This is a genomic window from Gordonia sp. DT101, from assembly GCF_049844895.1.
Classification (GTDB): Bacteria; Actinomycetota; Actinomycetes; order Mycobacteriales; family Mycobacteriaceae; genus Gordonia.
The window spans coordinates 421,541-446,146 of record NZ_JBNCLX010000004.1 but is presented as its reverse complement, the minus strand read 5'-3'; the positions used below and the strand labels follow the sequence as shown (position 1 = coordinate 446,146).

General features: G+C 65.8%; 23 protein-coding genes. 10 read left to right on the top strand and 13 right to left on the bottom strand.

From position 1 onward, the window contains the following. Positions 1-26: 26 nt before the first annotated feature. Positions 27-818 carry a hypothetical protein gene (locus ACLQ3I_RS16935; RefSeq protein WP_425803422.1) on the top strand — a complete coding sequence of 264 codons (792 nt, stop codon included), beginning with the start codon at positions 27-29 and terminating at the stop codon, positions 816-818. Positions 819-874: 56 nt separating this feature from the next. On the opposite strand, the gene ACLQ3I_RS16930 is transcribed toward ACLQ3I_RS16935, so the two are convergent. Genes ACLQ3I_RS16930 through cysD form a run of 3 tightly spaced genes read right to left on the bottom strand, consistent with a single transcriptional unit; the run spans position 875 to position 4,428 of the window. Beyond that, on the bottom strand, positions 875-1,636 hold the full coding sequence (locus tag ACLQ3I_RS16930; RefSeq protein ID WP_425803419.1) for a 3'(2'),5'-bisphosphate nucleotidase CysQ: 762 nt from the start codon (positions 1,634-1,636) through the stop codon (positions 875-877). Positions 1,637-1,645: 9 nt separating this feature from the next. Further along, positions 1,646-3,484, bottom strand: a complete 1,839-nt coding sequence (cysC, locus tag ACLQ3I_RS16925) for an adenylyl-sulfate kinase (RefSeq protein ID WP_425789450.1) — start codon at positions 3,482-3,484, stop codon at positions 1,646-1,648. Continuing rightward, a complete protein-coding gene (gene cysD / locus ACLQ3I_RS16920) occupies positions 3,484-4,428 on the bottom strand; it encodes a sulfate adenylyltransferase subunit CysD (RefSeq protein ID WP_425803417.1) in 945 nt (314 codons plus the stop codon). The genes cysC and cysD overlap by 1 nt, the downstream gene beginning before the upstream one ends. Before the next feature lie 48 nt (positions 4,429-4,476). Here cysD and ACLQ3I_RS16915 point away from each other — a divergent pair, with 48 nt between their 5' ends. The 6 genes from ACLQ3I_RS16915 (at position 4,477) to ACLQ3I_RS16890 (ending at position 10,261) form a co-directional block, all read left to right on the top strand. Further along, a complete protein-coding gene (locus ACLQ3I_RS16915) occupies positions 4,477-5,391 on the top strand; it encodes an IclR family transcriptional regulator (protein ID WP_425803414.1) in 915 nt (304 codons plus the stop codon). 130 nt (positions 5,392-5,521) lie between these two features. Beyond that, positions 5,522-6,025, top strand: coding sequence for a hypothetical protein (locus tag ACLQ3I_RS16910; RefSeq protein ID WP_425789456.1), 504 nt, complete (start codon positions 5,522-5,524; stop codon positions 6,023-6,025). Positions 6,026-6,102: 77 nt separating this feature from the next. After that, positions 6,103-7,023 carry an enoyl-CoA hydratase gene (locus ACLQ3I_RS16905; protein WP_425789458.1) on the top strand — a complete coding sequence of 307 codons (921 nt, stop codon included), beginning with the start codon at positions 6,103-6,105 and terminating at the stop codon, positions 7,021-7,023. 1 nt (position 7,024) lies between these two features. After that, entirely contained in the window at positions 7,025-8,191 is a 1,167-nt protein-coding gene (locus ACLQ3I_RS16900; RefSeq protein ID WP_425789460.1) for an acyl-CoA dehydrogenase family protein, read from the top strand. A 4-nt stretch (positions 8,192-8,195) separates the two neighbouring features. Then, positions 8,196-9,161 carry an acyl-CoA dehydrogenase family protein gene (locus ACLQ3I_RS16895; RefSeq protein WP_425803412.1) on the top strand — a complete coding sequence of 322 codons (966 nt, stop codon included), beginning with the start codon at positions 8,196-8,198 and terminating at the stop codon, positions 9,159-9,161. Then, positions 9,158-10,261 (top strand): acyl-CoA dehydrogenase family protein, encoded by a 1,104-nt coding sequence (locus ACLQ3I_RS16890; protein WP_425803410.1) that lies wholly within the window; start codon positions 9,158-9,160, stop codon positions 10,259-10,261. Before ACLQ3I_RS16895 ends, ACLQ3I_RS16890 begins: the two co-directional genes overlap by 4 nt. 33 nt (positions 10,262-10,294) lie before the next feature. Here ACLQ3I_RS16890 and ACLQ3I_RS16885 read toward each other — a convergent pair whose 3' ends face one another. The 4 genes from ACLQ3I_RS16885 to ACLQ3I_RS16870 all read right to left on the bottom strand — a co-directional run bounded on the left by ACLQ3I_RS16885 (position 10,295) and on the right by ACLQ3I_RS16870 (position 14,781). Then, positions 10,295-10,576 (bottom strand): YrhK family protein, encoded by a 282-nt coding sequence (locus ACLQ3I_RS16885; protein WP_425789466.1) that lies wholly within the window; start codon positions 10,574-10,576, stop codon positions 10,295-10,297. 84 nt (positions 10,577-10,660) lie between these two features. Then, complete coding sequence (locus ACLQ3I_RS16880; protein WP_425803408.1) at positions 10,661-12,121, bottom strand: MFS transporter; 1,461 nt, start codon at positions 12,119-12,121, stop codon at positions 10,661-10,663. Between the two features lie 125 nt (positions 12,122-12,246). Continuing rightward, positions 12,247-12,903 carry a TMEM175 family protein gene (locus ACLQ3I_RS16875; protein WP_425803406.1) on the bottom strand — a complete coding sequence of 219 codons (657 nt, stop codon included), beginning with the start codon at positions 12,901-12,903 and terminating at the stop codon, positions 12,247-12,249. A 63-nt stretch (positions 12,904-12,966) separates the two neighbouring features. After that, positions 12,967-14,781 (bottom strand): fatty acyl-AMP ligase, encoded by a 1,815-nt coding sequence (locus tag ACLQ3I_RS16870; protein WP_425803404.1) that lies wholly within the window; start codon positions 14,779-14,781, stop codon positions 12,967-12,969. A gap of 286 nt (positions 14,782-15,067) precedes the next feature. Here ACLQ3I_RS16870 and gjpA point away from each other — a divergent pair, with 286 nt between their 5' ends. Beyond that, the gene (gjpA, locus tag ACLQ3I_RS16865; protein WP_425803402.1) at positions 15,068-16,702 is read left to right on the top strand and encodes an outer membrane porin GjpA; all 1,635 of its coding nucleotides are present in this window, start codon (positions 15,068-15,070) and stop codon (positions 16,700-16,702) included. A gap of 86 nt (positions 16,703-16,788) precedes the next feature. On the opposite strand, the gene ACLQ3I_RS16860 is transcribed toward gjpA, so the two are convergent. From ACLQ3I_RS16860 to hsaA, 6 genes are read right to left on the bottom strand one after another with little or no spacing between them, the layout of a single operon-like run. Beyond that, positions 16,789-17,970 carry a sulfotransferase family protein gene (locus ACLQ3I_RS16860; RefSeq protein WP_425803400.1) on the bottom strand — a complete coding sequence of 394 codons (1,182 nt, stop codon included), beginning with the start codon at positions 17,968-17,970 and terminating at the stop codon, positions 16,789-16,791. Continuing rightward, positions 17,963-18,760, bottom strand: coding sequence for an SDR family oxidoreductase (locus tag ACLQ3I_RS16855; protein WP_425803398.1), 798 nt, complete (start codon positions 18,758-18,760; stop codon positions 17,963-17,965). Before ACLQ3I_RS16855 ends, ACLQ3I_RS16860 begins: the two co-directional genes overlap by 8 nt. Then, positions 18,757-19,974: a hypothetical protein gene (locus ACLQ3I_RS16850; RefSeq protein ID WP_425803396.1), complete on the bottom strand. Its 1,218-nt coding sequence runs from the start codon at positions 19,972-19,974 to the stop codon at positions 18,757-18,759. Before ACLQ3I_RS16850 ends, ACLQ3I_RS16855 begins: the two co-directional genes overlap by 4 nt. Then, positions 19,971-20,543 (bottom strand): 3-hydroxy-9,10-secoandrosta-1,3,5(10)-triene-9,17-dione monooxygenase reductase subunit, encoded by a 573-nt coding sequence (hsaB, locus tag ACLQ3I_RS16845; RefSeq protein ID WP_425789482.1) that lies wholly within the window; start codon positions 20,541-20,543, stop codon positions 19,971-19,973. The genes ACLQ3I_RS16850 and hsaB overlap by 4 nt, the downstream gene beginning before the upstream one ends. A gap of 1 nt (position 20,544) precedes the next feature. Beyond that, a complete protein-coding gene (gene hsaC / locus ACLQ3I_RS16840) occupies positions 20,545-21,456 on the bottom strand; it encodes an iron-dependent extradiol dioxygenase HsaC (protein WP_425803393.1) in 912 nt (303 codons plus the stop codon). A gap of 45 nt (positions 21,457-21,501) precedes the next feature. Continuing rightward, on the bottom strand, positions 21,502-22,686 hold the full coding sequence (gene hsaA, locus ACLQ3I_RS16835) for a 3-hydroxy-9,10-secoandrosta-1,3,5(10)-triene-9,17-dione monooxygenase oxygenase subunit (protein ID WP_425789486.1): 1,185 nt from the start codon (positions 22,684-22,686) through the stop codon (positions 21,502-21,504). 238 nt (positions 22,687-22,924) lie between these two features. Here hsaA and ACLQ3I_RS16830 point away from each other — a divergent pair, with 238 nt between their 5' ends. Together ACLQ3I_RS16830 and ACLQ3I_RS16825 are read left to right on the top strand one after the other, a co-directional pair. Continuing rightward, entirely contained in the window at positions 22,925-24,139 is a 1,215-nt protein-coding gene (locus ACLQ3I_RS16830; protein WP_425803391.1) for a Rieske 2Fe-2S domain-containing protein, read from the top strand. 4 nt (positions 24,140-24,143) lie between these two features. After that, entirely contained in the window at positions 24,144-24,545 is a 402-nt protein-coding gene (locus tag ACLQ3I_RS16825; RefSeq protein ID WP_425789490.1) for a hypothetical protein, read from the top strand. The last annotated feature ends 61 nt before the right edge of the window (positions 24,546-24,606 follow it).

Genomic DNA, 24,606 nt, shown 5'->3' with positions numbered 1-24,606 from the left:
CCGGAAGATCGATCGAAAGGACAATCGTGAACTCCACGACGACCAAGGCACCGAACAAGTCCTCGTCCGTGCGTCCGCCGTCGGCGCGATCCACGGCCAAGCGGTTGGCCGGCGCGGCGCCGTCGGTGCGGCGCGAGAAATCCGCTGAGTCGCCGAGCGATCCCGCGACCACCCCGCTCTCCGACGACGACACCGACACCGACACGACGGAACCGGCGCAGGTGAGCTCCGATCCGCCGGAGGTCACCGCCGACGACGAGGCAGCCACCTCCGATCACGAGGAAGAATCCGCCGCCGCCCCGACCCGTCGAGCGCGGGTCCGGGCCGCCCTCACCGGCCGCCGAACCCGGCGAATCTTCACCGTCGTCGTCACTTTGGTGGCCATCGTCGGTGTGGCACTTGCCGGTTGGTTCGGCATGGAGTGGAAGCAGGCTCGCGACGTCGACAACGCTGCCACGGCCGCGAAGTCGGTCGCCGAGCAATACGCGGTCTCCCTGACCAGCGTCAGCGCCGACAGCGTCGACAAGGACTTCGCGACCGTTCTCGGCGGCGCCACCGGCGGATTCAAGGACATGTACGCGAAGTCGAGCGCGCAGTTGCGTCAGTTGCTCGTCGACAACAAGGCCGACGCGCAGGGAAAGGTCATCGCATCGGGCATCCAGTCGGCGACCACCGACAAGGTGGTGGTGCTCCTGTTCATCGACCAGACGGTACGCAACGCGTCCACTCCCGAGCCACGGATCGACCGCAGCCGTGTGGTGATGACGATGGACAAGGTCGGTGACCGATGGCTCGCATCCAAGGTCGACCTGCCGTGATCACCCACGACTGACCCTGCTCGCGCAGGTTCTCGTCGACTCCCAGAGGTGAGGGCTCAGGCGTCCGCGGAGGTGATCCCGATGATCGCGTCCGTGAGTTCCGGTCGGCAGATCACCAGGTCGGGCAGATAGGTGTCGTCGCGGTTGTAGACGAGTTCCGAACCGTCGATCCGGCCACACCACAAGCCTTTTGCCTGGGCCACCGCAACGGGTGCCGCCGAGTCCCACTCGTATTGGCCACCTGCGTGCACGTAGGCGACGGCCTCGCCCCGGACAACCGCCATGGCCTTGGCGCCGGCAGAGCCCATCGCCAGCACCTCTCCGCCGATGGCATCGGCGACCGCCTGGGAGAAGACGGGCGGGCGAGAAGCGCTGACCACCACACGTGGCCGATCCCCCGCGGGCACGGCCGCGAGCCCGTCGGTCGGGGCCACCGGTTCGGTGTCGTCGAGGTAGGTGACGCCAAGAGCCGGGAGTGCCACCGCACCTGCGATGAGTCCGTCGGTCGCCGACCACAACGCCACGTGGACCGCCCAGTCGGCGCGACCTTCGGTGCCGTATTCCCTTGTGCCGTCGACCGGATCGACGATCCAGACCCGGGCGGCGGTCAACCTCTGCTTGTCGTCGGCGGATTCCTCGGAGAGCACCGCGTCATCGCGCCGCTCGGCCGCCAGCCGAGCCAGGATGAACTCGTCGGACCGGAGATCGCCTGCCTTGCCGAGTTCCTTTCCGGCGAGCCCGCTGGTGGCACGGATCTCGAGGAGCAGTTCTCCTGCGGCGGTGGCCAGATCACCGGCGAGCACACGATCGGTGGACAAGTCGCTCTCCTACAGTCCCAGGTTTCGGATGATCGATTCGGCCACGTCGACCGGCGAACCATCCGATGGTGTCACCACCACGTCGGCATGGCCGGGACGTTCGTAGGGTGAGTCGATCCCGGTGAACTGGCTGATCTCGCCGCGGCGCGCCTTGGCGTACAGGCCCTTCGGGTCACGTTCTTCACACACGTCGAGCGGTGTATCCACGAAGATCTCGAAGAACGGCAGTCGCCGTTGCGCATGGATCTCGCGCGCCCGTTGCCTCTCCTCGGCGAACGGACTGATCAGCGAGACGATCGCGATCGCCCCCGCGTCGGCGAACAGGGCAGCGACCTCACTGGTTCGGCGGATGTTCTCCCGACGGTCGTCGTCGGAGAAGCCGAGGTCGACGTTGAGGCCGTGCCGGAGGTTGTCGCCGTCCATCAGGTACGCGGGGCGGCTCTCGGCCACCAGTCGGCGTTCGAGTTCGACGGCCAGCGACGACTTGCCGGAACCGGACAGTCCGGTGAGCCAGATGGTGGCGCCCTGATGGGTCCGCTGTTCACGCGACACCTTGGTGGTCTGCCACACCACGTGGCTGTCCTTGCTGACCGGCGCGGTGATCATGCCCGCCGCCACCGTCTTGTTGCTCCCCTCGTCGATGAGGATGAAGCTGCCGGTCTCCCGGTTCTTGCGGTAGGCGTCGAACATCACCGGCTGCTGCGTGTGCACGGTGATCCGCGCGATCTCGTTGAGCCCGAGGCTGGTCGCCTCCTCGTCACGGTGCAGCGTGTTGACGTCGAGGCGATAGTTCAGTCCGCTCACCTGCGCGCGGGTCAGCCGCGTGCCGCACATCATCTGATACCGGTTGCCCGGACGCAGTTCGGTGTCGTCGGCGAACCAGCACACCATCGCGTCGAGGTCGCGGCCGACGTACGGACGGTTGTTCGGACGCGCCAGCATGTCGCCACGCACGATGTCGATCTCGTCGGCGAGTTCGATCGACACCGCCATCGTCGCGAACGCCTCGTCCACCTTGGTGCCGCCGGGCCCCCAGATCTCGGTGATGGTCGTGCTGAATCCCCCGGGCAGGACGACGATCTCATCTCCTCGCGAGAACACGCCGCCGGCCACCGTCCCGGCGTAGGCGCGGTGGTCGGCACCGTCGCTGCGCTGGGGCCGGATGACGTACTGCACCGGCATCCGCGCGTCGATCAGGTTGCGGTCCGAGGCGATGTAGACGTTCTCGAGGTGATTCAGGAGAGGGCGGCCCTCGTACCACGGCATGTTCACCGACTGCTCGACCACGTTGTCGCCCTGCAACGCAGACATCGGGATGAAGGTCAGGTCGATGACGTTGAGCTTGGCGGCAAAGGCGATGAAATCATCACAGATCTCGTCGAACCGCTCCTGCGACCAGTCGACGAGGTCCATCTTGTTCACACAGATCGTCAGGTGCGGAATGCCCAGGAGCGACGAGAGGAACGCGTGCCGTCGGGTCTGTTCCAGCACCCCTTTCCGGGCATCGATGAGAATCATCGCCAGGTCGGAGGTCGAGGCGCCGGTGACCATGTTGCGCGTGTACTGCACGTGTCCCGGAGTGTCGGCGATGATGAACTTGCGCCTCGGGGTCGTGAAGTAGCGGTAGGCCACGTCGATCGTGATGCCTTGTTCGCGTTCGGCCCGCAGACCGTCGGTGAGGAGCGCGAGGTTCGCATACTCGTCGCCACGCTCGGCACTCGTGCGCTCGATGGATTCGAGTTGGTCGGTGAAGATGCTCTTCGAATCGAAGAGCAGTCTGCCGATGAGGGTCGACTTACCGTCGTCGACCGATCCGGCCGTCGCCAGGCGGAGCAGTTCTTTGGGCATCAGAAGTACCCCTCCTTCTTCCGATCCTCCATACCCGCTTCGGAGATGCGGTCGTCGGCGCGGGTGGCACCCCGTTCGGTGACCCGGGTGATCTCGATCTCCTCGACCACCTTCTCGATGGTGTCGGCCCCGCTGAGGACGCAGCCCGTGCACGTGGCATCGCCGACGGTACGGAAACGGACCATCTCGGTCCTCGCCTCCTCCCCCGGGTACTGCTGCAGGAAGCGGGTCTTGGCGAGCAGCATGCCGTCGCGCGGGATCACCTCACGCTCGTGCGCGTAGTAGATCGGCGGGAGTTCCATGTGCTCGGCGCCGATGTACTGCCAGATGTCGAGTTCGGTCCAGTTGCTCAGCGGGAACACCCGGATGTGTTCGCCCTTGTGGTGCCTGCCGTTGTACAGGTGCCAGAGTTCCGGACGCTGGGCGCGCGGGTCCCAGGCGCCGAACTCGTCACGGAAGCTGAACACTCGCTCTTTGGCCCTGGCCTTCTCCTCGTCCCGCCGGGCACCGCCGAACACCGCGTCGAACCGGTTCTCGGTGATGCCACGAAGGAGTGCGGTGGTCTGCAGCCGGTTGCGGCTCGTGCCCGGACCGGTGTCCTCGACGACCCGTCCCGCATCGATGTCGTCCTGGACGGAGCTGACCACCAGTCGCACACCGGTCTGCTCGACGACCCGGTCACGGAAGTCGATGACCTCGTCGAAATTGTGTCCGGTGTCGACATGCATCAGCGGGAACGGCACCGGGGCCGGCCAGAACGCCTTGCGCGCCAGGTGAAACATCACCACCGAGTCCTTGCCTCCGGAGAACAGCAGTACCGGCCGCTCGAAGGTGGCGGCCACCTCTCGGATGATGTGGACCGACTCGGCTTCGAGCGCATCCAGGTGGGTCAATTCGTACCCGTGGTGCACGCGATGACCTGTCGCGTCTGCCGTGCTCGACATTGACCAACTCCTTGACATGTCGGTTATTCGACACTCAGTATTGAGTATGTGACACAAACCGTAGGTGAGTCGTCTGGCGCGAGTCAACCGTCGCGCGCCGGCGCTTCACCTCCCACCGCCCGCGTCATCAGCATCATCGAACTCCTCGCCGATCCGGCCAGGCAATCGATGACGCTTGCCGAGATTGTCCGCCAGATCGGGTTGTCGCGCGCCACCGCCCACGCGATCGTCGGCGAACTGGTCGAACGCGGTTGGCTGTTCCGAGACCCCGCGTCGAACACCTACGGGATCGGTCCGGGATTCGTCGCGCTCGCCCGGTCTGCGGACAACGCGGATCACCTGAGTCGATGGGCGGCTACTGCCGCGCGGGCACTGAGCGACCGATTGTCGATCCCCTGCTTCGTCGCCCGACGTACCGCCCACGATTCGATCACCGTGGCCGAACACGCGGTACCCGATCACCTCACCGACGGCGGCGACGCATCGCCGTGGTTCCGCCATGGTCAGCGCATCCGGCTGCGCCCGCCGATCTGCCGGGAGTTCGTCGCATGGGAGTCGGCGGAGGCCCGGGCCGACTGGATCGCCCAGGCTCCGGAGCCGACACGAACACGGCTGCGAGTGGTCCTCGACGTCATCGCCGAGCGCGGTTACTCGATCGAGCGGATGACCGACGATCACGTCGCGATGGTCGATGCGCTGAGCTCGCTCGACACGATGTCGGACGGCCTGCGCGCCAAGGTCGGCGACCTGCTGACCGAACTGTCGGTGATCGACTACCTCCCCGACGAGCTGACCGGAGACGTCGCCGCGGTCACGATCGGCGCTCCGATCAGGGATGCGAACCGGGGGGTGGTGGCCTCGATCGTCGCCTGCCCCAACACGACGATGCCGGCGGCCGAGCTGACGGCCATCGCCGAGGCTACGCGAGCGGCCGCCGACCGGATCTCCGAACAGTTGCGGTAGGCACCACCCGACGGTACGAAAGCGCACGTCCCCCATTCGTCCGACACACCAGTCACAACACCATCACAGTTCCCATAACTCGCAAATACCCCATGTCGGGCAGATCGCCACATCGGCTACGGTCCCCGACATGTCACAGCTCCCTCGCCCCTCGACCCACGAAACCCCAGGCTCCACGCGTCGTCGTCGCCTCACCATCGCCCTCCTCGCCGCCGCCGCCGCGATCGGACTCGGCGCCGTGGCGCCCACCACCGCGTCCGCAGAGACGGTCGTGCCGCTCGACCGGTGCTGGGGAGTGAGTCCGAACATCGTCGACCAGCCGTTCAGCACTGCGCGACTGTTCGTGAGTCCCAACGGGCGCGGTCGCGTCACCGCTGCCGTCCGCGACGTCTCCAGCTTCTGGACACCGACCGGCGGATACCAATCGGCCGGACGACTCGAGTGGCACAACCTCTCGACCGGCAAGAAGGGCGTCGCATTCGACACCGCGCAGATCAGATTGTTCGTCGGCGGACCCACGTTCCGGCTCGACACCGGACCCGGAACGGTTCGGGTCACGTTCAGCGCCGTGAATCGCAACGCGTTGTGGGCGATACCGAGCACCTCCTGTAGCGGGACCATGCGCGTGGGCTGACCGAGTCCCCGATCACGCCGCCCGGAGCGAGCAACACCCGACTACCAACCAAGCACTTGCTAGGTTACGCTCGGGGCATGAGTGATGCCGTCATCCCGCCCGCACTCGGCCCCGACGACCTCGGGCCGGATTCGACACCCGTCGCCTACGAGGTCGGCGGCCCCGAAGGCGCTGTCGCCTACGTGACGCTGAACCGGCCCGATTACCGCAACGCCCAGAACTCCGTGATGACGTATTCACTGGATGCGGCGTTCCGCAAGGCCGTCGACGACGCGGCGGTCAAGGTCGTGGTGCTCCGCGCGAACGGCAAGCACTTCTCGGCCGGTCACGACATCGGTACCCCGGAACGCGACTTCGACACCTTCTACGACAACGTCGCCACCCTGCACTGGGACCACACCGACAAGTCGGGGGCAGATCAGCGTCTCGCCCGCGAGATGGAGGTCTACATGGGCATGTGCCGCCGTTGGCGTGAGATGCCCAAGCCGGTCATCGCCCAGGTCCACGGTGCCTGCATCGCGGGCGGTCTGATGCTCGCGTGGATCTGCGACTTCATCGTGGCCTCCGACGATGCATTCTTCTCCGATCCCGTTGCCCGCATGGGCATCCCGGGCGTTGAGTACTTCGCGCATGCCTACGCGCTGGGTACTCGCCGCGCGAAGGAGATCCTGTTCACCGGCGAACGGTTCACCGCCACACAAGCTGCCGAGTGGGGCATGGTCAACCACGTCGTGCCCCGGGATGAACTGTCCGCCAAGGTCGACGCGATCGCCGAGAAGATGGTCGCGATGCCGATGCAGGGACTCTTCCTGAGCAAGAAGGCCGTCAACATCTGCGAGGACCAGATGGGCCTGCGCAACTCGATGGACTCGGTGTTCGGGTGGCATCACTTCGCGCATGCGGCCAACTCCGAGTCGGGCGGCGATTCGCTCGGCGGCATGGATGCCAAGTCGATGAAGGCGAGTGGGGCGTCGGCATCCAACGGGTCGGGGAGCTGACATGGATCTGTACTTCGACGACGACGCCGAGGAATTCCGCACGGAGGTGCGGTCGTGGCTGGCCGAACATGTTCCCGCCGAACCACTCCCGTCGATGGACACCGCAGAGGGCTTCGAGGCGCACCGGGAATGGGAACGAACGATGGCCGCCGACCGGATGTCGGTGGTCAGCTGGCCCGAGGAATACGGGGGCCGCGACGTCCCCCTGCTGCACTGGGTGATCTTCGAGGAGGAGTACTACCGCTCGGGCGCGCCCGGCCGGGTCAGCCAGAACGGCATCTTCCTGCTCGCCCCCACATTGTTCGAACATGCCAACCCCGATCAGCTCGCCCGCATCCTGCCGCGCATGGCGCGTGCCGACGACATCTGGGGTCAGGCGTGGAGCGAACCCGAGGCGGGCAGCGACCTCGCCTCGCTACGGTCGACGGCGACTCGTACCGACGGCGGGTGGCTGCTCAACGGGCAGAAGACCTGGAGTTCGCGATCGAGCTTCGCCGACTGGGCGTTCGGCCTGTTCCGCACCGACAAAGCGGCCCAGCGTCACAAGGGACTCACGTACTTCATGTTCGACCTGCGCAGTCCGGGCGTCACGGTACGGCCGATCGCGCAGCTCGACGGCGAGCCCGGCTTTGCCGAACTCTTCCTCTCCGATGTCTTCGTCCCCGACGACCCGGCCGACCCCGGCGACTCCGGCGTCATCGGTGAGATCGACAACGGCTGGCGCGTGGCCATGAGCACCGCGGCCAACGAACGCGGTCTCTCGCTACGCTCCCCCGGCCGCTTCCTGGCGGCCACCGATCGTCTGGTCGACCTGTGGAAGCGCAATCGCGACTCGGTGCCGTCGACGGCGAATGTCGATGCCCGCGTTGCCGATGCGTGGATCGGCGCCCGGGCCTACGAGCTCTCGACGTACCAGACGGTCAGCCGTCTCGCCGCAGGCGGCCAGCTGGGTATGGAATCGTCGATCAACAAGGTGTTCTGGTCGCAGTGGGACATCGCCACGCACGAGACCGCCCTCGACCTCCAGGGTGTCGACGCCGAACTCGACGACGCCTGGATGGACGGCTACCTCTTCTCGCTGTCCGGTCCGATTTACGCCGGTACCAACGAGATCCAGCGCAACGTCATCGCGGAACGGCTGCTCGGCCTCCCGCGTGGGGACAGGTGACACCATGGAATTCCTCCTCTCCGATGTGCACGACGACCTGGGCTCCACGGTCGACGCCCTGCTCACCAAGGCCGATGTCGCGTCGCGCGCCCGCGCGTGGGCCGACGGCGATCCGCAACCGGCTAGCGAGGTGTTCGCCACGCTGGCCGAGACCGGGATCAGCGGCCTGCTGATCGACGAGTCGTCGGGCGGCTCGTCGGCCGGCGCCATCGAGATGGCCGTCGCCATGGAACAGATCGGACGCCACGCCCTCCCCGGACCGGTCATCGAGACCATCGCGGTGCTGCCCGTGTTGTTCCACGCCGCGAACATCACCGGGGAACGTCTGAGCGCCTTGGCCGAAGGGTCCATCGCCACCTGCGCCATCCCACCGATCGCACCGATGGCCCCCGTCGCCGACGTCGCCTACCTCGTGCGCGACGGCGTGCTCAGCACGGCCACCGTCGGCGAACCGGTGGCGACCGTCGATCCGACCCGCATGGTCGCCGAGCTGACCCCGGGCGAGGTACTGGCCGAAGGCGTCTCCGTCGACGATGCGATCGACATCGGCATCTTGGCGGCGGCCGCACAGCTGCTCGGCATGGCAGGCTCGATGCTCACCCTCGCCGCCGACTATGCGCAGGCGCGCAAGCAGTTCGGTCGTCCGATCGGCTCCTTCCAGGCGGTCAAGCACCACCTCGCCGACGTCGCGATCGCGATCGAGATGGCACGACCCCTGGTCCACGCCGCCGCTCTCGGGATCGACGGTCTGGCGCCGGAGGACACCGACACCCGTCGGGACGTCGCTGCGGCCAAGGTCGCTGCCGGCGACGCTGCCCACCTCGCCTCGCGCCGGGCGCTGCAGGTGCTGGGAGCCATCGGCTACACCACCGAGCACGACCTGTCTCTCTACCTGACCAAGACGCGTGCGCTGCTCACCGCGTGGGGAACTCCCGCGGTCCTGCGGCAGCGAGTACTGGAGTCGTTGTGACCAGTGATGTGATCGCCCCCGCAGCGGTCTCGGCGGAGGAGCGCGAGGCGCTCGCCGAGGCCATCCGCGATCTGGTGACCCGCCGCGCCGACTCCGCATCCGCCCGAGCGGCGATGCGCGCGACACCACGGATCGACCGCGGGCTCTGGCAGACGTTGTGCGCAGAGATCGGTGTTGCGGCCCTCCCCATCCCGGAAGAGGCCGGTGGCGCGGGCGCCTCCTTCGCCGAGACGGCGGCCGTTCTCGAGGAACTGGGCCGATCGCTGAGCCCGGTGCCTGTCTACGCGACGGCGCTGGCCACCGCCGCGATCCTCATCGCCGGTGACGACGAGGTCACCGCCGCCTTGCTGCCGTCCATCGCATCCGGCGAGCGCATCGCGACGGTGTGTTGGGCGGGTCGCGACGGATGGGACCGGCCGGGAGTGCGGGCCGACGGCGGATTGCTCTCCGGCACAGCCGACTACGTGATCGACGGCGAGGCGGCAGACCTCCTGCTGGTACTCGCCGGTGGCGTCGACGGCACCACCCTGCACGCGGTGGATGCCGACGCCGACGGTGTGACGGTCACCCCCCTACCCGTGGTCGATCCCAGTCGCCCCCTCTCGCGGATCGACTTCGACGAAGCACCGGCCCGCACGATCGCGTCGGGCTCGGATCTGCCTGGCCGACTCCGCACCCACGCATGGGCCCTGCTGGCCGCCGAACAGGTCGGCGGTGCCGCGGCAGCACTCGACCTCACCGTCGACTACACGAAGTCACGCAAGCAGTTCGGTCGGATCATCGGATCGTTCCAGGCGTTGAAGCATCGGATGGCAGACATGTACGCGCTGGTCGAGACTGCGCGATCGATCTCCAGGGCTGCCGTGGCGGCGATCGTCACCGGCGATCCGGCTGCCGACGGCCTGGCAGCGGCGGCACATGTGTACTGCTCGGAAGCGTTCGCACGCGTGACCGGCGAGGGCATCCAGCTCCACGGGGGTATCGGCATCACTGCCGAACACGACATCCAGCTCTATTTCAAGCGCGCACACGGCAGTGCCCAACTGTTCGGGCAGCCGCACGAGGTCATCGCCGAACTCGGCGGCCGCCTGCTCAGCTGAAGCGGCCCGCCGCCGCGAGCGGCGGCATCCGCCTCAATAATCGAAAGAGCTGTCCGAACCCGTCGCACCCGGCCGAATCCGCCGGATGTGGACACGTCGCGCCAGCCGGATCGCCGGGCGTACCAGGAACTCGATGCTGCCCAACAGGAAACACCAGGTGGCTGCGAAGGTCGTGCTCTCCCAGAAGAACAGGATGCTGCCGGCGACAAACCACATCGCGATCAGGACATCGTTCGCGATGCTGATCGTCTCCCATCGCTGCCGCACGATCAGCTCCTCACGCCCGATCGTGAAGGTCACTTCGTCATCACTCAACCTGCAGTCCCCTCCGGTCCGATTGCCAAAGCCCCGTGTCTTCTCACCGGCTTTCTGCGGCTTCCACTTCTACTTCCGACATCATCACAGGGACGTCGTCGCCTTCCGTCGCTCCGCGAACTGATCTGCCAGCCCGACGATCAGCGCGACCAGAACCAGCAGCGCCGCCGTCGAGAGCCCGAGCTGGAACGCTTTCGCCCAGTCGCCGTGTGTATTCGCCACCTGTGCGAAGAACACTGCTCCCACCACGGCGATACCGGCGGCGGAGCCGATACGCTGGCCGGTCTGCAGAACGCCACCCGCGATGCCCGCCTTGGAGACCGGGATCTCGTCGAGACTCAGGGTGAGGTTCGGCGAGATCACCAACCCCGATCCGATGCCGGCCACCAGCAACGGGACTGCGGCCGCGTAGGCCACGTTGTCCCCGGGCACCAATTGGACTGCGAACACGGTCGTCACCATGCCGACGACAACGAGCAGCAGTCCGAAGACGACCAGCTTGCGGCCGAACTTCCCGACGATGTTCCCGCCGATGGCCGCCGATACCGCGGAACCGAGCGCGAAGGGGGTCACGGCGAGACCCGCCATCAGTGCCGAATAGCCCAGTCCCTGCTGCACATAGAGGGTGTAGATGAAGAAGACCGTGGTGAATCCGGCGAAGTACACGAGCGCGATGACACAGCCCAGCGAATACGACCGCAGGGTGAACAACGACAGGTCCACGAGTTGCTGCCGGCCCCGGTGCGCCTGGTGCCGCTCCCACCACACGAAGACCGCCAGGAGCACCGCGGCGAGGACCATCAACAGCCACTTGCCGTTGCCTTCCCACTGCTGTTCCTGGACGAGCGGCAGCATCAGTGCAACCACGCCGGCGCCGAGCAGGACCACCCCGATGGGGTCGAACGACGATGCGCGCAACGGCTGCTTGGTCTCGACCGGCCGGGAGGGTATCAGTCGGACTGCCGCGATGAAGGCCAGGATGCCGATCGGTACGTTCACGAAGAACACCCATCGCCAGCCGTGCTCTTCACCGCCGATCTGGATGAGGATGCCGCCGAGCAGGGGCCCGACCGCGGTCGAGATGCCGATGGTCGCGGCGAACATCCCGAACGCCCGGCCGCGCTCGGCGCCCCGGAACAGGAGCTGGATGAGTCCCGACACCTGGGGGCTGAGAATGCCGCCGGCGGCGCCCTGGATGAGCCGCGAGATGACCAGCATTCCCGGCCCCGGTGCCAGGCCGCACGCCGCGGAGGCAAGGACGAACAGCGTCAATCCGACGAGGAATGTGGTCTTGCGACCCCGAGCGTCCCCGACGCGGCCGGCCGGTACCAGCACGAGGCCGAAGGTCAGGGCGTATCCGGAAACCACCCACGACAGGTCGGCCGACGTCGCGCCGAGCCCCTTCTCGATCGACGGCAGCGCCACGTTGACGATCGAGACGTCGAGCAGGGTCATGAAGCCGACCACCAGGCACACTGCCAGCGCCTTCCAGCGCCGCGGATCGGGCTGATACTGATCGGACAGCGGGCCGGCGGGCGTTGACATGTCTGTAGTGAACCACCTCGTACGTGTCGGGCGCGCGACTCAGGCTTCCGAGATCCGGCGAGATGTGCACATGGAAGTGAGCATGCGCGACGGCTCGTCCGTGAAGGTGGCGGAGATCTCGGCGCTCAGCGTGCTCGCGGGCCGCGCGCCCGCCCGGCCGTCCGGTCGCGGAGCCGGGCCAGCAGCTTCTCCACCGCTCCCGACAAAACCAACAGCAGCAAGGGCCAGGAACCCGTCTCGGGATAGAGGATCGCGATGACCATGGCGACCACCAGCAGCACGAACGTCACGGTGCCCGAGCGCCGGCGGAGCCATGGTTCGATGTCGTCGCCCGGTTCCAGCAGCTCGCGACGACGGGCGCCCCACGCGGTCATGGAGACCAACGAGAGAATCGATACGGCAAGCACTCCCATGTAGACGGCGTTGGCACGTTCGATGTACTGATTGTCGAGCATGGCCGTGACGAACGGAAGCGCCACGATGGTCAGCAGCCAGACGAAGTGGAGCTCGAACAGCACCCGGTCGTAGGTCCGGAAATGCTCCATGGTGCGGTGATGATTGCGCCACAAGACCCAGATCACGATGAAGCTGACAAAGAAACTGACGATCTCGGGCATATGTTCGGAGAGGACGTCACCGACCGTGGTGTCCTCCGAGATCTCCCGCGGGATGTCGGCAAGCGGCAGCACGAGGAGGGTGAGCGCAATCGCGACCACCGCATCCGAGAACGCGATCAGCCGGCGGAATCCCTCCTCGGTGCGACGAGACTCGTAGTCGGCCATGAAACAGACAGTACGATGACTCGCGATCGACTGCGCGACATGCGGTGAAACAGCGCGAGCGTCCTACCGGCCCGCCAAGGCGGCCTTCACGAAGTCGGCGGCTGCAAGCGCTTTCTCCAGCTGCCCGGCCTTGACCACGTCGTCAGCTGCCGAGGGTGTCTGCCACTGCGCCAGCGGAGTGAGCTCGCCGTCGAGAAACTGTTGTCTGCACCTGCCCCGCTGGATCTTGCCGCTGGACGTCGTAGGAATCGAGACACGTTCCACCAGTAGCACCGAATGCGTGTCGATTCCGTACCGGTCCGCGACGGCGGTCCGGACCCGGTCGATGAGCCCGGCAAACCCGGCCCCCTCGATCCGCTCGCGGTCGACCTCCTGCACGACGACCAGTCGTTCGACCTGTCGCAGACCCGGTGTGAACGCAAAGGCCGCACCACGGCCGGAAACCAGCGCTGAGTGGCAGCCCTGCACCGTCAGCTCTATGTCGTTGGGATAGTAGTTGCCACCGCGGATCACGATGAGGTCCTTGCAGCGGCCGGTGATGAACAGCTCACCTGAGGCCAGGAACCCGAGATCACCGGTACGCAGGAACGGACCTTCCGACGTACCCGCTATCGAGGCAGCGAAGGTGTGCTCGGTTTCTTCCGCCCGCTCCCAGTATCCTTGGGCGACACCAGGTCCGGCGAACCAGATCTCGCCGACCTCGTTCGTCTCGCATCGGCGCCGGGTCGTGGGGTTCACGATGGCGACCTGACCGGCCCGCGGCTGACCGCAACCGACCACGGCGACCGATCGGTCGCCGGCGACGCTGTCGACGATACGGTCGCCACTGAGTGCCTCGCGGTCGATGTGGCCGACCAGCGGGAGCTCGGAGTCCGACCCGCCGGACACCAGCAGCGTCGCTTCTGCCAGTCCGTACACCGCGGAGAAGGCCGACGGCCGGAATCCGGCGGAAGCGAAAGCTCCGGCGAAAGCCTGCAAGGAAGCCGCTTGCACCGGCTCGGCACCGTTCATGGCGGTGGTCAGGCTCGACAGATCAAGCGCCGCACGCTCTTCCGCGGTGCTGTGCTCGACACACAGGTCATAGGCGAAGTTCGGCGCCACCGTGTAGGTGGCGCGATGACGAGATATCGCCTCCATCCACCGCATCGGCCGCTTGATGAAAGAGGTCGGCGACATGAGGTGGGTGGTGCACCCGCGATGGATCATCGAGAAGATGCCACCGATGAGCCCCATGTCGTGATGCGACGGCAACCAGAGGCACGCTATATCGGCGTCGTCGCCCTCCCACGACTGACGGATGGACTCCATGTTGTGGAGCAGATTCGCATGCGTCAGCACGACCCCTTTCGGTGTCGTCGTGGACCCAGATGTGTACTGCACCATGGCTGTTGCGCTGGCATCGATGTCTGGTGCCACCCAATCCGCGGCGTCGGCAGACACCTCGTCCATCAGGCCCCACCGCAGGTCTCGCCCCTCGCCCAGCGCATCCAGGGCGGCCTTGATGCTCTCGTGCGTCTCGGCGACGCCCATTACGAATCGCGCTTGGGCATCAGGGACCACCGACGAGAGTCTCGGAGCCAGCCGCTCATGCACCGGCACGGCGACAGCCCCCGCGTAGATGCAGCCGAAGATCCCGGCGATGTGGTCGAGACCGGGCCGGCACAACACCAGCACGCGCTCACCCGCGGCACCATCCGCCTGCAAGCCGGCCGCGATCGCCCGAGCCCTGGTGTCCAGCTCGCGATACGTCACCCGACGAGAGTTCTCGCCGTCGCCGTCATAGGAGAAGCTGAACGCGAGCTTGTCCTCGTGCGTCTCGGCCCGCCGGCTCATCATGTCCAGAAGGGTCGCCTCGGGGGGCATTTTGTGATTCTGCATCCGTCACCTAATCGATCGTGCTGACCCGCGCGCTTCGATGTCGCTCGGCCGGGACCGGGGTGGCCGACGCAGGCCCGTGTCGACCTCGGGTGGGAAGTGACAATACCCGAGGACCCGTTCGGCGCCAGCATTTTTGGCCAATCGCCGGTGGGCTCCGCGCCCGTCGGCATCGCGCCTCCCCCGGCGCCCACGCGGTCGGGAAGGAAATTCTCCAAAGCTGCCATTTTGTGAGACTGCTCAGTCTATGTTAAGGGAGTTCTTAACTTAGGCGTAATAAGGAGTTCCCGTGCAGCGCTCAGCCCCCGCCTCCATCGATGCGAAACAACCATGCAATCGCCCCTCCACCCGCTCCTGGGTCACCGCCGGCGTCGCCGTTGCCGGCGTCGGCATGATTGCACTGGCGCCGAGCGTGACCTCCGCGGCACCGCTCGCGCAGCCGGCCACGGACGCCGCTGCGGTACAGCTCGCGGCGGATTGGAAGCCGTTCACCGCGTACATCGACGCGTTCAACAAGACATCGGCCAATGCATCGACGCTGTTCGGCAACTTCATGCTGGCTCCCGGTGTGTCGCTGCAGCAGGCGATCGTCAACCAGGCGGGCTACCTGCAGCAAGTGATCGACGACCCGTCGACCATCGACACGGTGATCGACTCCATGCGCAGCAACCTGAAGGCGATCGCGACGGGCCTGACGCTGATCGGGGCGGATGCTGACACCACCAGCACGGTGACCAACCACTCTGTCGACGGTCTCCATGGTGTGATCGTCTCGATGCTGCCACAATTCTTGCCGGCCGACAGCGCCATCGATCCCGCCGTGGTCTCCGCGGTCATGAATGTGCTGGCCTCACCGCTGAGCGGCGTCCTCATCGGTCTCGCCGGCCCGGTGGTAAGCCCCGTGGTCGCGGTGCTCAACAGCGCCATCACCATTGCGGCCGCGGTCCAGGCAGGCGATCGGTCGGCCGCGTTCTCCGACCTGTGGGATGCACCGGCGAAGGTGATCGACTCCGTCTTCAACGGGGCGACTCTCGATCTCACCGCCCTGACACCGATGATCAACGACACCGGGCTCCTGGGGGGCACCACTCTCAACAGCCTCGACATCGCCTTCGGCGGGTTGTTCACGCCCGGCAGTATCGGGCGTGGAACCTACGACGTGAATGACGGCACCATCGCCGCAGCCGGCGGCTCGATCCTGAACAGTGTCGGGCTGAACCTGACCACCGATGCGCTCGGCTTCCCCCTCACCCTCGACATCCCCGGCCAGGCGGTCGGTCCGATCGGCGCCCTCGAGGGCATGTCGCAGACGATCGGCGCCTTGCTCGGCGACAACTGGGATGGCAAAGACGGCAAGGTGATCCCCCCACTGGCCGGACTCGAGTTCCCCCAGTTGCCCGGCGGCTCGACGAGCACGACCGATGCGGCAGAGAAACTCGCGGCTGCGTACTCCGATACCAAGTCGGCATCACCGACGAGTGACACCGCCTCGGCCGACGCGCCGGCACTCAAGACGGTGAAGCTCGACGTCGGTTCCCCTGCCGACGACCAAGCATCGTCGAGCACCCGACAGGACACCACCGAGACACCTTCTCCGACAGAAAATGTCACGGGCCCCGTCAACTCGACGAGTCCGGGCTCGTCAAGTTCTGACAGCGGAGCCGCCGCCGGCTCAGACAGCGACTCCGCATCCGGCGCGGACGGCGGATCGACGTCGAGTGACTCGTCCTCCAGCGCCTCGTCATCCACCGACTCGTCCTCGGGCGAGTCGTCGGGCGAGTCGTCGTCGGGCGAGACGTCCTCCAGCGAGTCGTCGTCAGGTGGGTCGACATCGAGCTCGAGCGGATCGTCCTCCGACAGCTCGTCATCGGGCAGCTCGTCATCGGGTAGCTCGTCGTCGAGTAGCTCGTCATCGGGCGACTAGCAGCGCAGTTGCGCACGTGAAACGCTCGGCTCGCAGTTGCGGGCCGAGCGTTTCATGCTGTGTGCCAACGATCCTCAGGGAGCCGCTCAGCGGGCGAATGCCTCCGCGACCGCAGCCTCTGTCAGACCGTAATCGGCAAGACTGTACTGATGCTGGGGCTTGCGTGCCCCCGACTGACTCTCGGCATCGAGGGCGTCCATCGCGGCGCGCGCGTCGTCGGAGAACTCCGTACCCAGCGCCGTGTACACCCGCTCGACGGTGCCGAACGGATCGTTGCGAAGGTCTGCGAAGTCGATGTCGAGGAACTGCGCCGGGTCGTGGTTGCGGCGCGCGGCCTCGAACTCGCGAAGCCCTCGTGACCAGAGTTCGAGTTGCGCCTCACCGATCTTGTCGCCGACGAAGGTGTTGGACCATCCCGGCGTCGCGTGCTCGGCCAGGCTGCACATCGACGCGATGATCGTCTCTGGGGGCCGATGAGTCTGGATCACAAGCGCATCGGGATAGGCTGCCATCAGGGCGTCCAGCGCGAACATGTGGCTGGGATTCTTGAGGACCCAACGCTTCTCCGGATCGTTGAGTCCGATCATCTGCAGATTCCGGCGGTGCCGCTGATACGTGGGTGTCCAGTCCTGCTGCGCGAGCCACCGAGAATAGGTGGGCAGGTACGCCAGCGACTCGTAGGAGATCGACATCACGTTCTGCCGCAGCAGTTGCCAGCATTCCTCGACCTCACCGGCATCGAGGTAGTGCAGACCCATGAACTCGGGGTTCGCCACGTGATGTTTCTCGAGGCCGGCGTTGATCTGCTGATACACCGGGTTCGACGCCCAGGTGTCACGCGGGGGTCGCGGCTGCGGGAACTCCGCGAGCCACATCTCCAATCCCTGGTGTGCCGGATCCGCGGTGAGAAGTCGATGCAGGGCCGTGGTGCCTGTCCTCGGCAACCCGGTGACGAAGATCGGGCGCGTGATCGGCACATCGGCGTAGGAGGGATTGGCCTGCCACGACGACTCGGACAACAGTCGGGCGATCAGCGCTCCTTTGAGGAAGAAGCGGAACATCTTGCTGCCCAGTTCGGTGAGGTCCGCGTCCCGCGCATACGACTCGAGCAGCACCTCCAGCGCCTCGCGGTAGTCGTCCGGGTTGCCGAAGTCGTCGAGACCCGTTGCCCGCATAGCGGATTCGTGCAGATCGGACGCCGTACCGACGTTCAGACGCGGCCCGCCCGCTTCGCTCCCGGCGCCTGGCACGCGAGCCGCACTAGTCATGGTATTCACCGCAGTTGACGTCGAGGGTGTGGCCGGTGATGGCGCTCGCCATCGGCGAGGCCAGGAACACCACCGCCTCGGCGATCTCGTCGGGCTCGGGCAATCTCTTGAGATCCGATTTGCTCGCGGTCTGTTCGTAGACCTGCTCCTCGGTGATCCCGTACTTCTTCGCGACCTCGCCGAAGTACCACTTCAACTGATCATCCCAGATGTATCCGGGCGCCACGGTGTTGATCCGGATACCCTTGTCGCCCAGCTCGGTCGCGAGTGTCTGCGACATCGCGAGCATCGCAGACTTCGCGAGCTTGTAGCTCCCGTAACGCGGTTCGGAGTGCCGGATGACCATCGAGTTGATGTTGACGAAGGCTCCGTCGGACTCGGCGAGCGGATCGGTGAAGGCCTTGATCACCCGGAGCGTACCCAGAACGGTGAGGTCCAGACTCGCGGTGATGTGATCGAAGTCGGTGCGCGACAACGGCTTCATCGACGGCAGGGCGAACGCGTTGTTCACCACCACATCCACCCGACCGAACTCGCCGATCGTCGCCGCCACCAGTCCGTTCACCGCATCGTCGTCGGTGATGTCGGTCGGCACCACGAACGACGTGCCGCCGGCATCATCGACCTCGGCGGCGACCTCTTTCAGGCGAGACTCGGTACGCGCGGCCAGCACGACCTTCGCGCCCGCGGCCGCGGCGCGCAGACAGATCGATCTACCCAGACCCGGCCCCACCCCCGACACCACGACCACCTTGTCGGCGAGCAGTCCGCCGGAAACCGCTGACGTCATCCCAACATCCTTTCGGCAAAGGCACGCTGGCGCGCCGCGATTCGTTCGGCCCATCCGGCCGTGTCGATGACATTGTCCGACCAGTACGGCAGATGCGCCTCAACATCGTCGATATCGATCACCTGTGCCGTCGGTCCACTTTCCGGCGGAATCGGGTGATCGGTGCGCTGCCAGCGGAACTGCATGATCCCGGTGGTGCGCCCGGTGGTCTCGATCCAGTTGGCGACGCCCGGATTCCGCCGCGACACGACCATCCTGATCATGCCGTCCGGATCGACCTGCGCCTGCGCCGAGTTCAGGCTGGTCTGGTGATTCACGTAGTCGAGCGAGATGTACCACATGCTGCCCAGTTGAAACCCCTGGTACGGCACGTCCGATTTCGGCACCGTGATCACCATCGCCTCGTTGTCGGCCAGGCGGAAATGCCCGACCGACGACGACTGGGTCGCCAACCCGCCAGGGGTGAGCCGCGGCGCGGTGAAGGTGTTGACCGGCTCGTCCAGGTAGAACCACTTCGGAAAGTTGAACCAGGTGTTGATCCGCGATGTGAGCATCTTGCCCGCAGTGGCGTAACGGCGCGTCACACGGGCGAGATCCGGTTCCTCCGGGGCGGTTCCGACAGTGTCGGCCCGTTCGATGGAGATGGACCCCTTCGTCTGCGTCCAGTCGCCGTACACCTCGCGGACCGCCAGCATCGAAGCGCCGTCCGCCAGCACGAAGTAGTCGTCACGCTCCTCGTCGATCGGCGGGCCGAAGGTGATCTCGAAGTTGCCGTCCGCGTCGATCGGGATGCGGCGGTCGTCGAACGCGTCATCACCGCCGGGGACGTTCGATGCGGTGTAATCGCCCGCGAGCACCTGGAAGCTCAGATCGACTGTGCTGCCACGGTGTCCGCGGACCACATAAGTCCCGTCGGCCTCCACGTCTGCGTGGTAGTACAGCGTGTCCGGGTTGTCGAGGCCCATCTTCGTCGCCGGTCCGGTGGACGTGATGAAGTTCGGGTGACTCTTCTGCCGGCTCCGGACCAGCTGCACAATCGCTGCGATACTCCCGCCGAGGTAGTCGTAGCCCTCGGCGAGATCCTGCTCGCTCTCCACGAAGTCGGCCGAGGCGATCAACCTCTCCGCCTCCGCGATCGCTTCGGTCAGTGGCCGCGTGACATCGACGGGACGCACGATCCCCGTCTCGGTTGATTCGCTCGTCGGTGAGCTCATAGCCAGGTGTCGCCTCCGGTCCAGGTGAGGAAATTCTCCAGTTCGGCCTGTGCGGGCGTCACCCGCGGATGCTCGGTGGACAGGTACCCGCCGCGATAGAACAGCAACGGCTTGTCCTGCAACACATCACCCAGGGTCCGAGCACGACCGATGACGATGTGGTGGTCGCCGCCGTCGGTGACCCGTTCGACGTCGCATTCCACCCAGGTCAGGGCATGCCGGATAACCGGCAGTCCCGCCGGTGACGGATCCCAGGTGATGGTGCGGAACTTGTCGTCACCCGGGGCTCCGAACGCAGCGCTGACGTCCTGCTGGCGGTTGGACAGCACGTTGACGCAGAACTTGCCGGTCTGCTCGATGACCTTCCAGCTCCGCGAGGTCTTCATCGGGCAGAAGATCACGAGCGGGGGGTCCAGTGACAGGGCGGCGAAGGACTGGCAGGCGAACCCGACGGGCGCCCCGTCCTCACCGACTGTGGTGATGACGGTGACGCCGGTACAGAACTGCCCCATCGCAGTCCGGAACTGCCTCGAGTCGAAGTCCGCCGAGCCGTACGGTGTGTGTGTCATCTCAGTTCTGGAATCCGACAGTGAAGTCATGTCCCCACAAACTCACGGCGGTACTCTCCCGCGCGACCCACTCGTCGTCGACGACGGTCCTTCCCTCGCAACCGAACTCGATGTCGAAGCCACCCGGTGTCTTCATGTAGAAGGAGAGCATCAGATCGTTGACGTGTCGCCCCAGGGTCGCCGACATCTTCACCTTCTTGCGCAGCGCACGATCCAGACACAACCCGACGTCGTCCGAGTTCTCCACCTCGAGCATCAGATGCACGATCCCGGTGCTGTTGGGAATCGGCAGGAACGCCAGCGAATGATGGCGCGGGTTGCAGCCGAGGAAGCGAAGCCAGGGCGACTCGTCGCCCTCCTCCCGACCGACGGCCTGCGGCGGTAGGCGCATCGAGTCACGGAGACCGAACCCCAGCACATCTCGGTAGAACGCCAGTGCCGCCTTGTCGTCATCACACGTCAGCACCACATGCCCGAGCCCCTGCTCGCCGGTCACGAACTTGTGACCATAGGGGCTGACCACCCGGCGATGCTCCAGCGCCACACCGTGGAACGCCTCGATGGTGTTGCCCGCCGGATCGGTGAAGACGATCATCTCGACCACGCGGCGGTCCGCGAGCTCGTCGTCCTTGCCTTCCCGGAAGATGACTCCGGCCGCCGACAGGCGATCCCGCACATCTTGCAGGGCTTCGGCATTCGGACATTCCCAACCGGAGCTCGCCAGGCGGTCGTGTTCGCCCGGGACAATCACCAGCCGAGCCGGGAAGTCGTCCATCCGAAGGTAGAGGGCGCCGTCGGTGAGACCCTTCCCCTCGATCATGCCGAGCACCTTGAGGCCGTATTCGCGCCAGGCGTCGACGTCGGTGGCCTCGATCCTCATGTATCCGAGAGACCGGATCGGACTGTCACTCATCTGTTCTGACTCCTACTGGTCGTTCCGCGCTCTGAGACGTCTGAATCAGACCATGCTGTCCCCGATGGGGATGCCGAATTCGCCGTTGCCGAAGGCGACGTAGGCGCGCTCAGGATCGTTGGCCGCGTGCACACGTCCGCCGTGGGCATCGCGCCAGAAACGCTGGATCGGCGAGTCGAGGTTCAGAGCGCCACCGCCCGAGTTCTCGAAAAGCGTGTCGATCGCCGCGACCGCACGGGCGGTGGCCCGCACCTGATCACGGCGCGCCGCGAGTCGCAGCTCCATCGGAGGCTCCTCGCCGGCGAGGATCAGGTCGTACTCGTCCTGCAGGTTGCCGGTGAGCTGACGCCACGCGGCGTCGATGTCGCTCGCCGCGCCGGCGATCCGCACCTTCGCGAACGGATCGTCCTTGCTCTTCTCGCCGGCATAGGCGGCGCGCACACGCTTGCCCTGGTGCTCGACATGCGCCTGGTAGGCGCCGTAGGCCATGCCGACGATCGGGGTCGAGATCACGCTCGGGTGGATGGTCCCCCAGGGCATCCGGTACACCGGCGCAGTGTTCTGCTCGAGGCCCGGGCTCTGGTAGGTCGCCATGGTGCGCATGCTCAGCACGCGATGCGTCGGCACGAACGCATCCTTGACCTCGATCGTGTTGGAGCCGGTGCCCTTGAGCCCCACCACATGCCACACGTCCTTGATGTTGTAGTCCTCGCGCGGCAACAGGTAGGACACGAAGTCCACCGGTTTCCCGTTCTTGATGACCGGACCACCCACAAAGACCCAATCGGCGATCTCACAACCGGACGAGAACGCCCAGTTGCCGTTGACCTTGTAACCCCCGTCGACCACCTCGCCCATGCCCATCGGGGCATACGACGAGGAGATTCGAACCGAGGTGTCCTTGCCCCAGACATCCTCCTGGGCCTGCTGGGTGAACAGCGCGAGGTGCCAGTTGTGGATGCCGATGATGCCCGACACCCAGCCGGTCGAACCGCACGCGGTGGAGATCCGGCGCACGGCCTCGTAGAACGTGACCGGGTCGACCTGGTATCCGCCCCACTGCTCCGGCTGCATCAGCTTGAAGAAGCCTGCGCCTTCGAGGCTGGAAACGGTCTCGTCCGGGATTCGACGCAGATCCTCGGTCTGCTGAGCCCGTTGTTCGATCTCGGGAAGCAGCGCGTTGATCTTCTCCAGGACCTGCTCGGCCGCTTCGCTCCGCTGACTAGGCATGTCGCCTGCTCCTACTCGTTGCTCGACGACCGTAGAGGTCGCCCCTGGTTCTCGTTCGTGTTTGAGATTAGAACACGTTCTCATTTATGTCGAGCACTGGGCCTTTGTGCCCATTTCCTGCCCCGATCTACACCTCGATGGGCGATTCGTTCCCCATTTTTGTAACATGTTCTAGTATTGGCAGTGAGCCGATTCGCACCGAACGGGCGAGTCACGCGTCAGATGACAGGAGTAATGGATGTCTGCGACACCCGACATGAAGGCCGGCACCACAGCCCCCGCCGGTGACGATGTCGACGTCCGGGAGATCGATACGGGCGCGCCACCCACGCGATTCGCACGCGGCTGGCACTGCCTGGGCCTGGTGTCGGAGTTCACCGACGGTGAGCCGCACTCGGTGCAGATCTTCGGGACCAAGTTGGTCGTCTGGGCCGACGAGGACGGCAATGTCAACGTCCTCGACGCATTTTGCCGCCACATGGGCGGAGATCTCAGTCAGGGCAGCGTCAAGAACGGCAACGTCGCGTGCCCGTTCCACGGGTGGCAGTGGAAGGGCAACGGCCGGTGCGCCACCGTGCCCTACGCCAAGCGCAACCCAAAGCTCGCCAAGACCCGGGCGTGGCCGACGATGACCCGCAACGGGCAGATATTCGTCTACAACGACCCCGAGGGCAACCCCCCGCCCGAGGATTGCATCATCCCGGATCTCGAGGAGGTCGGCTCCGACGACTGGACCGCCTGGACCTGGAACCGGATCGTGATCGAGGGATCCAACTGCCGCGAGATCATCGACAACGTCGTCGACATGGCGCACTTCTACTACGTGCACTTCGCCCTTCCCGACTACTTCAAGAACGTGTTCGAGGGTGAGGTCGCGGCGCAGTACATGAACTCGCACGGCCGACCCGACATCTCGCTGGGCACCAACTACGGCGACAGTCGCCTGGAGTCCATCGCCGCGTACTACGGCCCCTCGTACATGCTCAACCCGATGGTCCAGTACTACGGCGGGTACGCAGTGGAGACCATCTTGACCAACTGCCACTACCCGATCGACGCGAACTCGTTCGTGCTGATGTACGGAGTGATGGCGAAGGTCCCCGACGGGCTCACCGCAGAGCAAGCGTCGAAGATGGCCACGAAGATCTCCGCGGGTGTCGAGGTCGGCTTCCTCCAGGACGTCGAGATCTGGAAGAACAAGACCCGCATCGACAACCCGCTCCTGGTCGAAGAAGACGGTCCCGTCTATCAGCTCCGTCGTTGGTACGACCAGTTCTATGTCGACAAGGCCGACGTCACCGAGGAGATGACCGAGCGCTTCGAGTACGAGATCGACACGGAGAAGGCACTCGAGAGCTGGGGCATCGAGATCCAGGAGAACCTGCGGCGCCAGGAGGACGAAGCCTCGGCCGATGGCCGCGACGCCGAGTCCTCGGAGAAGGCCGAGGTCTGAGGCGATGACGCGGGCAGCCGAGCGCGGCGGGGTCACGGGGTCATCGGATTGGGCCAAGGCGCCCGACTTCCATGCCGATCCCGACCGGCGCGCGGCTGTCCACGACGCCACCGAGCGCGACCGCGACCACTATCTGCGCGGTGGCATGCGGGAGATCGAATGCCGTAGCTGCCACGCCTGTGTGCTGGTCAAGAAGACCAGTTCGTTTCATACGAGCGTCCAGTGGAACACCGAGGCACGCACCCGGTGCAACCAACTCGAACCGGACCGCACCACCGGCCGGGCACTTCTGCCGGGCGCGATGATGCCGACCTGCCCTCGGTTGTCGGCCAGCATCGATCACGGCGTCGCCGAAGGGATAATTCCGGGCCAGTCGCCGGACAGTGATCCCGACGGCTACTGGTGAAACGCCCCACAAGCCACTTCAGTCACTTCTGCCCCGATCTCGACCAAAGGTTGAGCCGATT

Bases quoted from the DNA above. Each gene is read 5' to 3' on its own strand.
- hsaA (WP_425789486.1), bottom strand. From the start codon at position 22,686: ATGCCTAGTCAGCGGAGCGAAGCGGCCGAGCAGGTCCTGGAGAAGATC.
- hsaB (WP_425789482.1), bottom strand. From the start codon at position 20,543: ATGACACACACACCGTACGGCTCGGCGGACTTCGACTCGAGGCAGTTC.
- ACLQ3I_RS16825 (WP_425789490.1), top strand. From the start codon at position 24,144: ATGACGCGGGCAGCCGAGCGCGGCGGGGTCACGGGGTCATCGGATTGG.
- cysD (WP_425803417.1), bottom strand. From the start codon at position 4,428: ATGTCGAGCACGGCAGACGCGACAGGTCATCGCGTGCACCACGGGTAC.
- hsaC (WP_425803393.1), bottom strand. From the start codon at position 21,456: ATGAGTGACAGTCCGATCCGGTCTCTCGGATACATGAGGATCGAGGCC.
- ACLQ3I_RS16875 (WP_425803406.1), bottom strand. From the start codon at position 12,903: ATGGCCGACTACGAGTCTCGTCGCACCGAGGAGGGATTCCGCCGGCTG.
- ACLQ3I_RS16880 (WP_425803408.1), bottom strand. From the start codon at position 12,121: ATGTCAACGCCCGCCGGCCCGCTGTCCGATCAGTATCAGCCCGATCCG.
- ACLQ3I_RS16855 (WP_425803398.1), bottom strand. From the start codon at position 18,760: ATGACGTCAGCGGTTTCCGGCGGACTGCTCGCCGACAAGGTGGTCGTG.
- ACLQ3I_RS16900 (WP_425789460.1), top strand. From the start codon at position 7,025: ATGGATCTGTACTTCGACGACGACGCCGAGGAATTCCGCACGGAGGTG.
- ACLQ3I_RS16830 (WP_425803391.1), top strand. From the start codon at position 22,925: ATGTCTGCGACACCCGACATGAAGGCCGGCACCACAGCCCCCGCCGGT.
- ACLQ3I_RS16850 (WP_425803396.1), bottom strand. From the start codon at position 19,974: ATGAGCTCACCGACGAGCGAATCAACCGAGACGGGGATCGTGCGTCCC.
- ACLQ3I_RS16870 (WP_425803404.1), bottom strand. From the start codon at position 14,781: ATGCAGAATCACAAAATGCCCCCCGAGGCGACCCTTCTGGACATGATG.
- ACLQ3I_RS16910 (WP_425789456.1), top strand. From the start codon at position 5,522: ATGTCACAGCTCCCTCGCCCCTCGACCCACGAAACCCCAGGCTCCACG.
- ACLQ3I_RS16905 (WP_425789458.1), top strand. From the start codon at position 6,103: ATGAGTGATGCCGTCATCCCGCCCGCACTCGGCCCCGACGACCTCGGG.
- ACLQ3I_RS16895 (WP_425803412.1), top strand. From the start codon at position 8,196: ATGGAATTCCTCCTCTCCGATGTGCACGACGACCTGGGCTCCACGGTC.
- cysC (WP_425789450.1), bottom strand. From the start codon at position 3,484: ATGCCCAAAGAACTGCTCCGCCTGGCGACGGCCGGATCGGTCGACGAC.
- ACLQ3I_RS16860 (WP_425803400.1), bottom strand. From the start codon at position 17,970: ATGACTAGTGCGGCTCGCGTGCCAGGCGCCGGGAGCGAAGCGGGCGGG.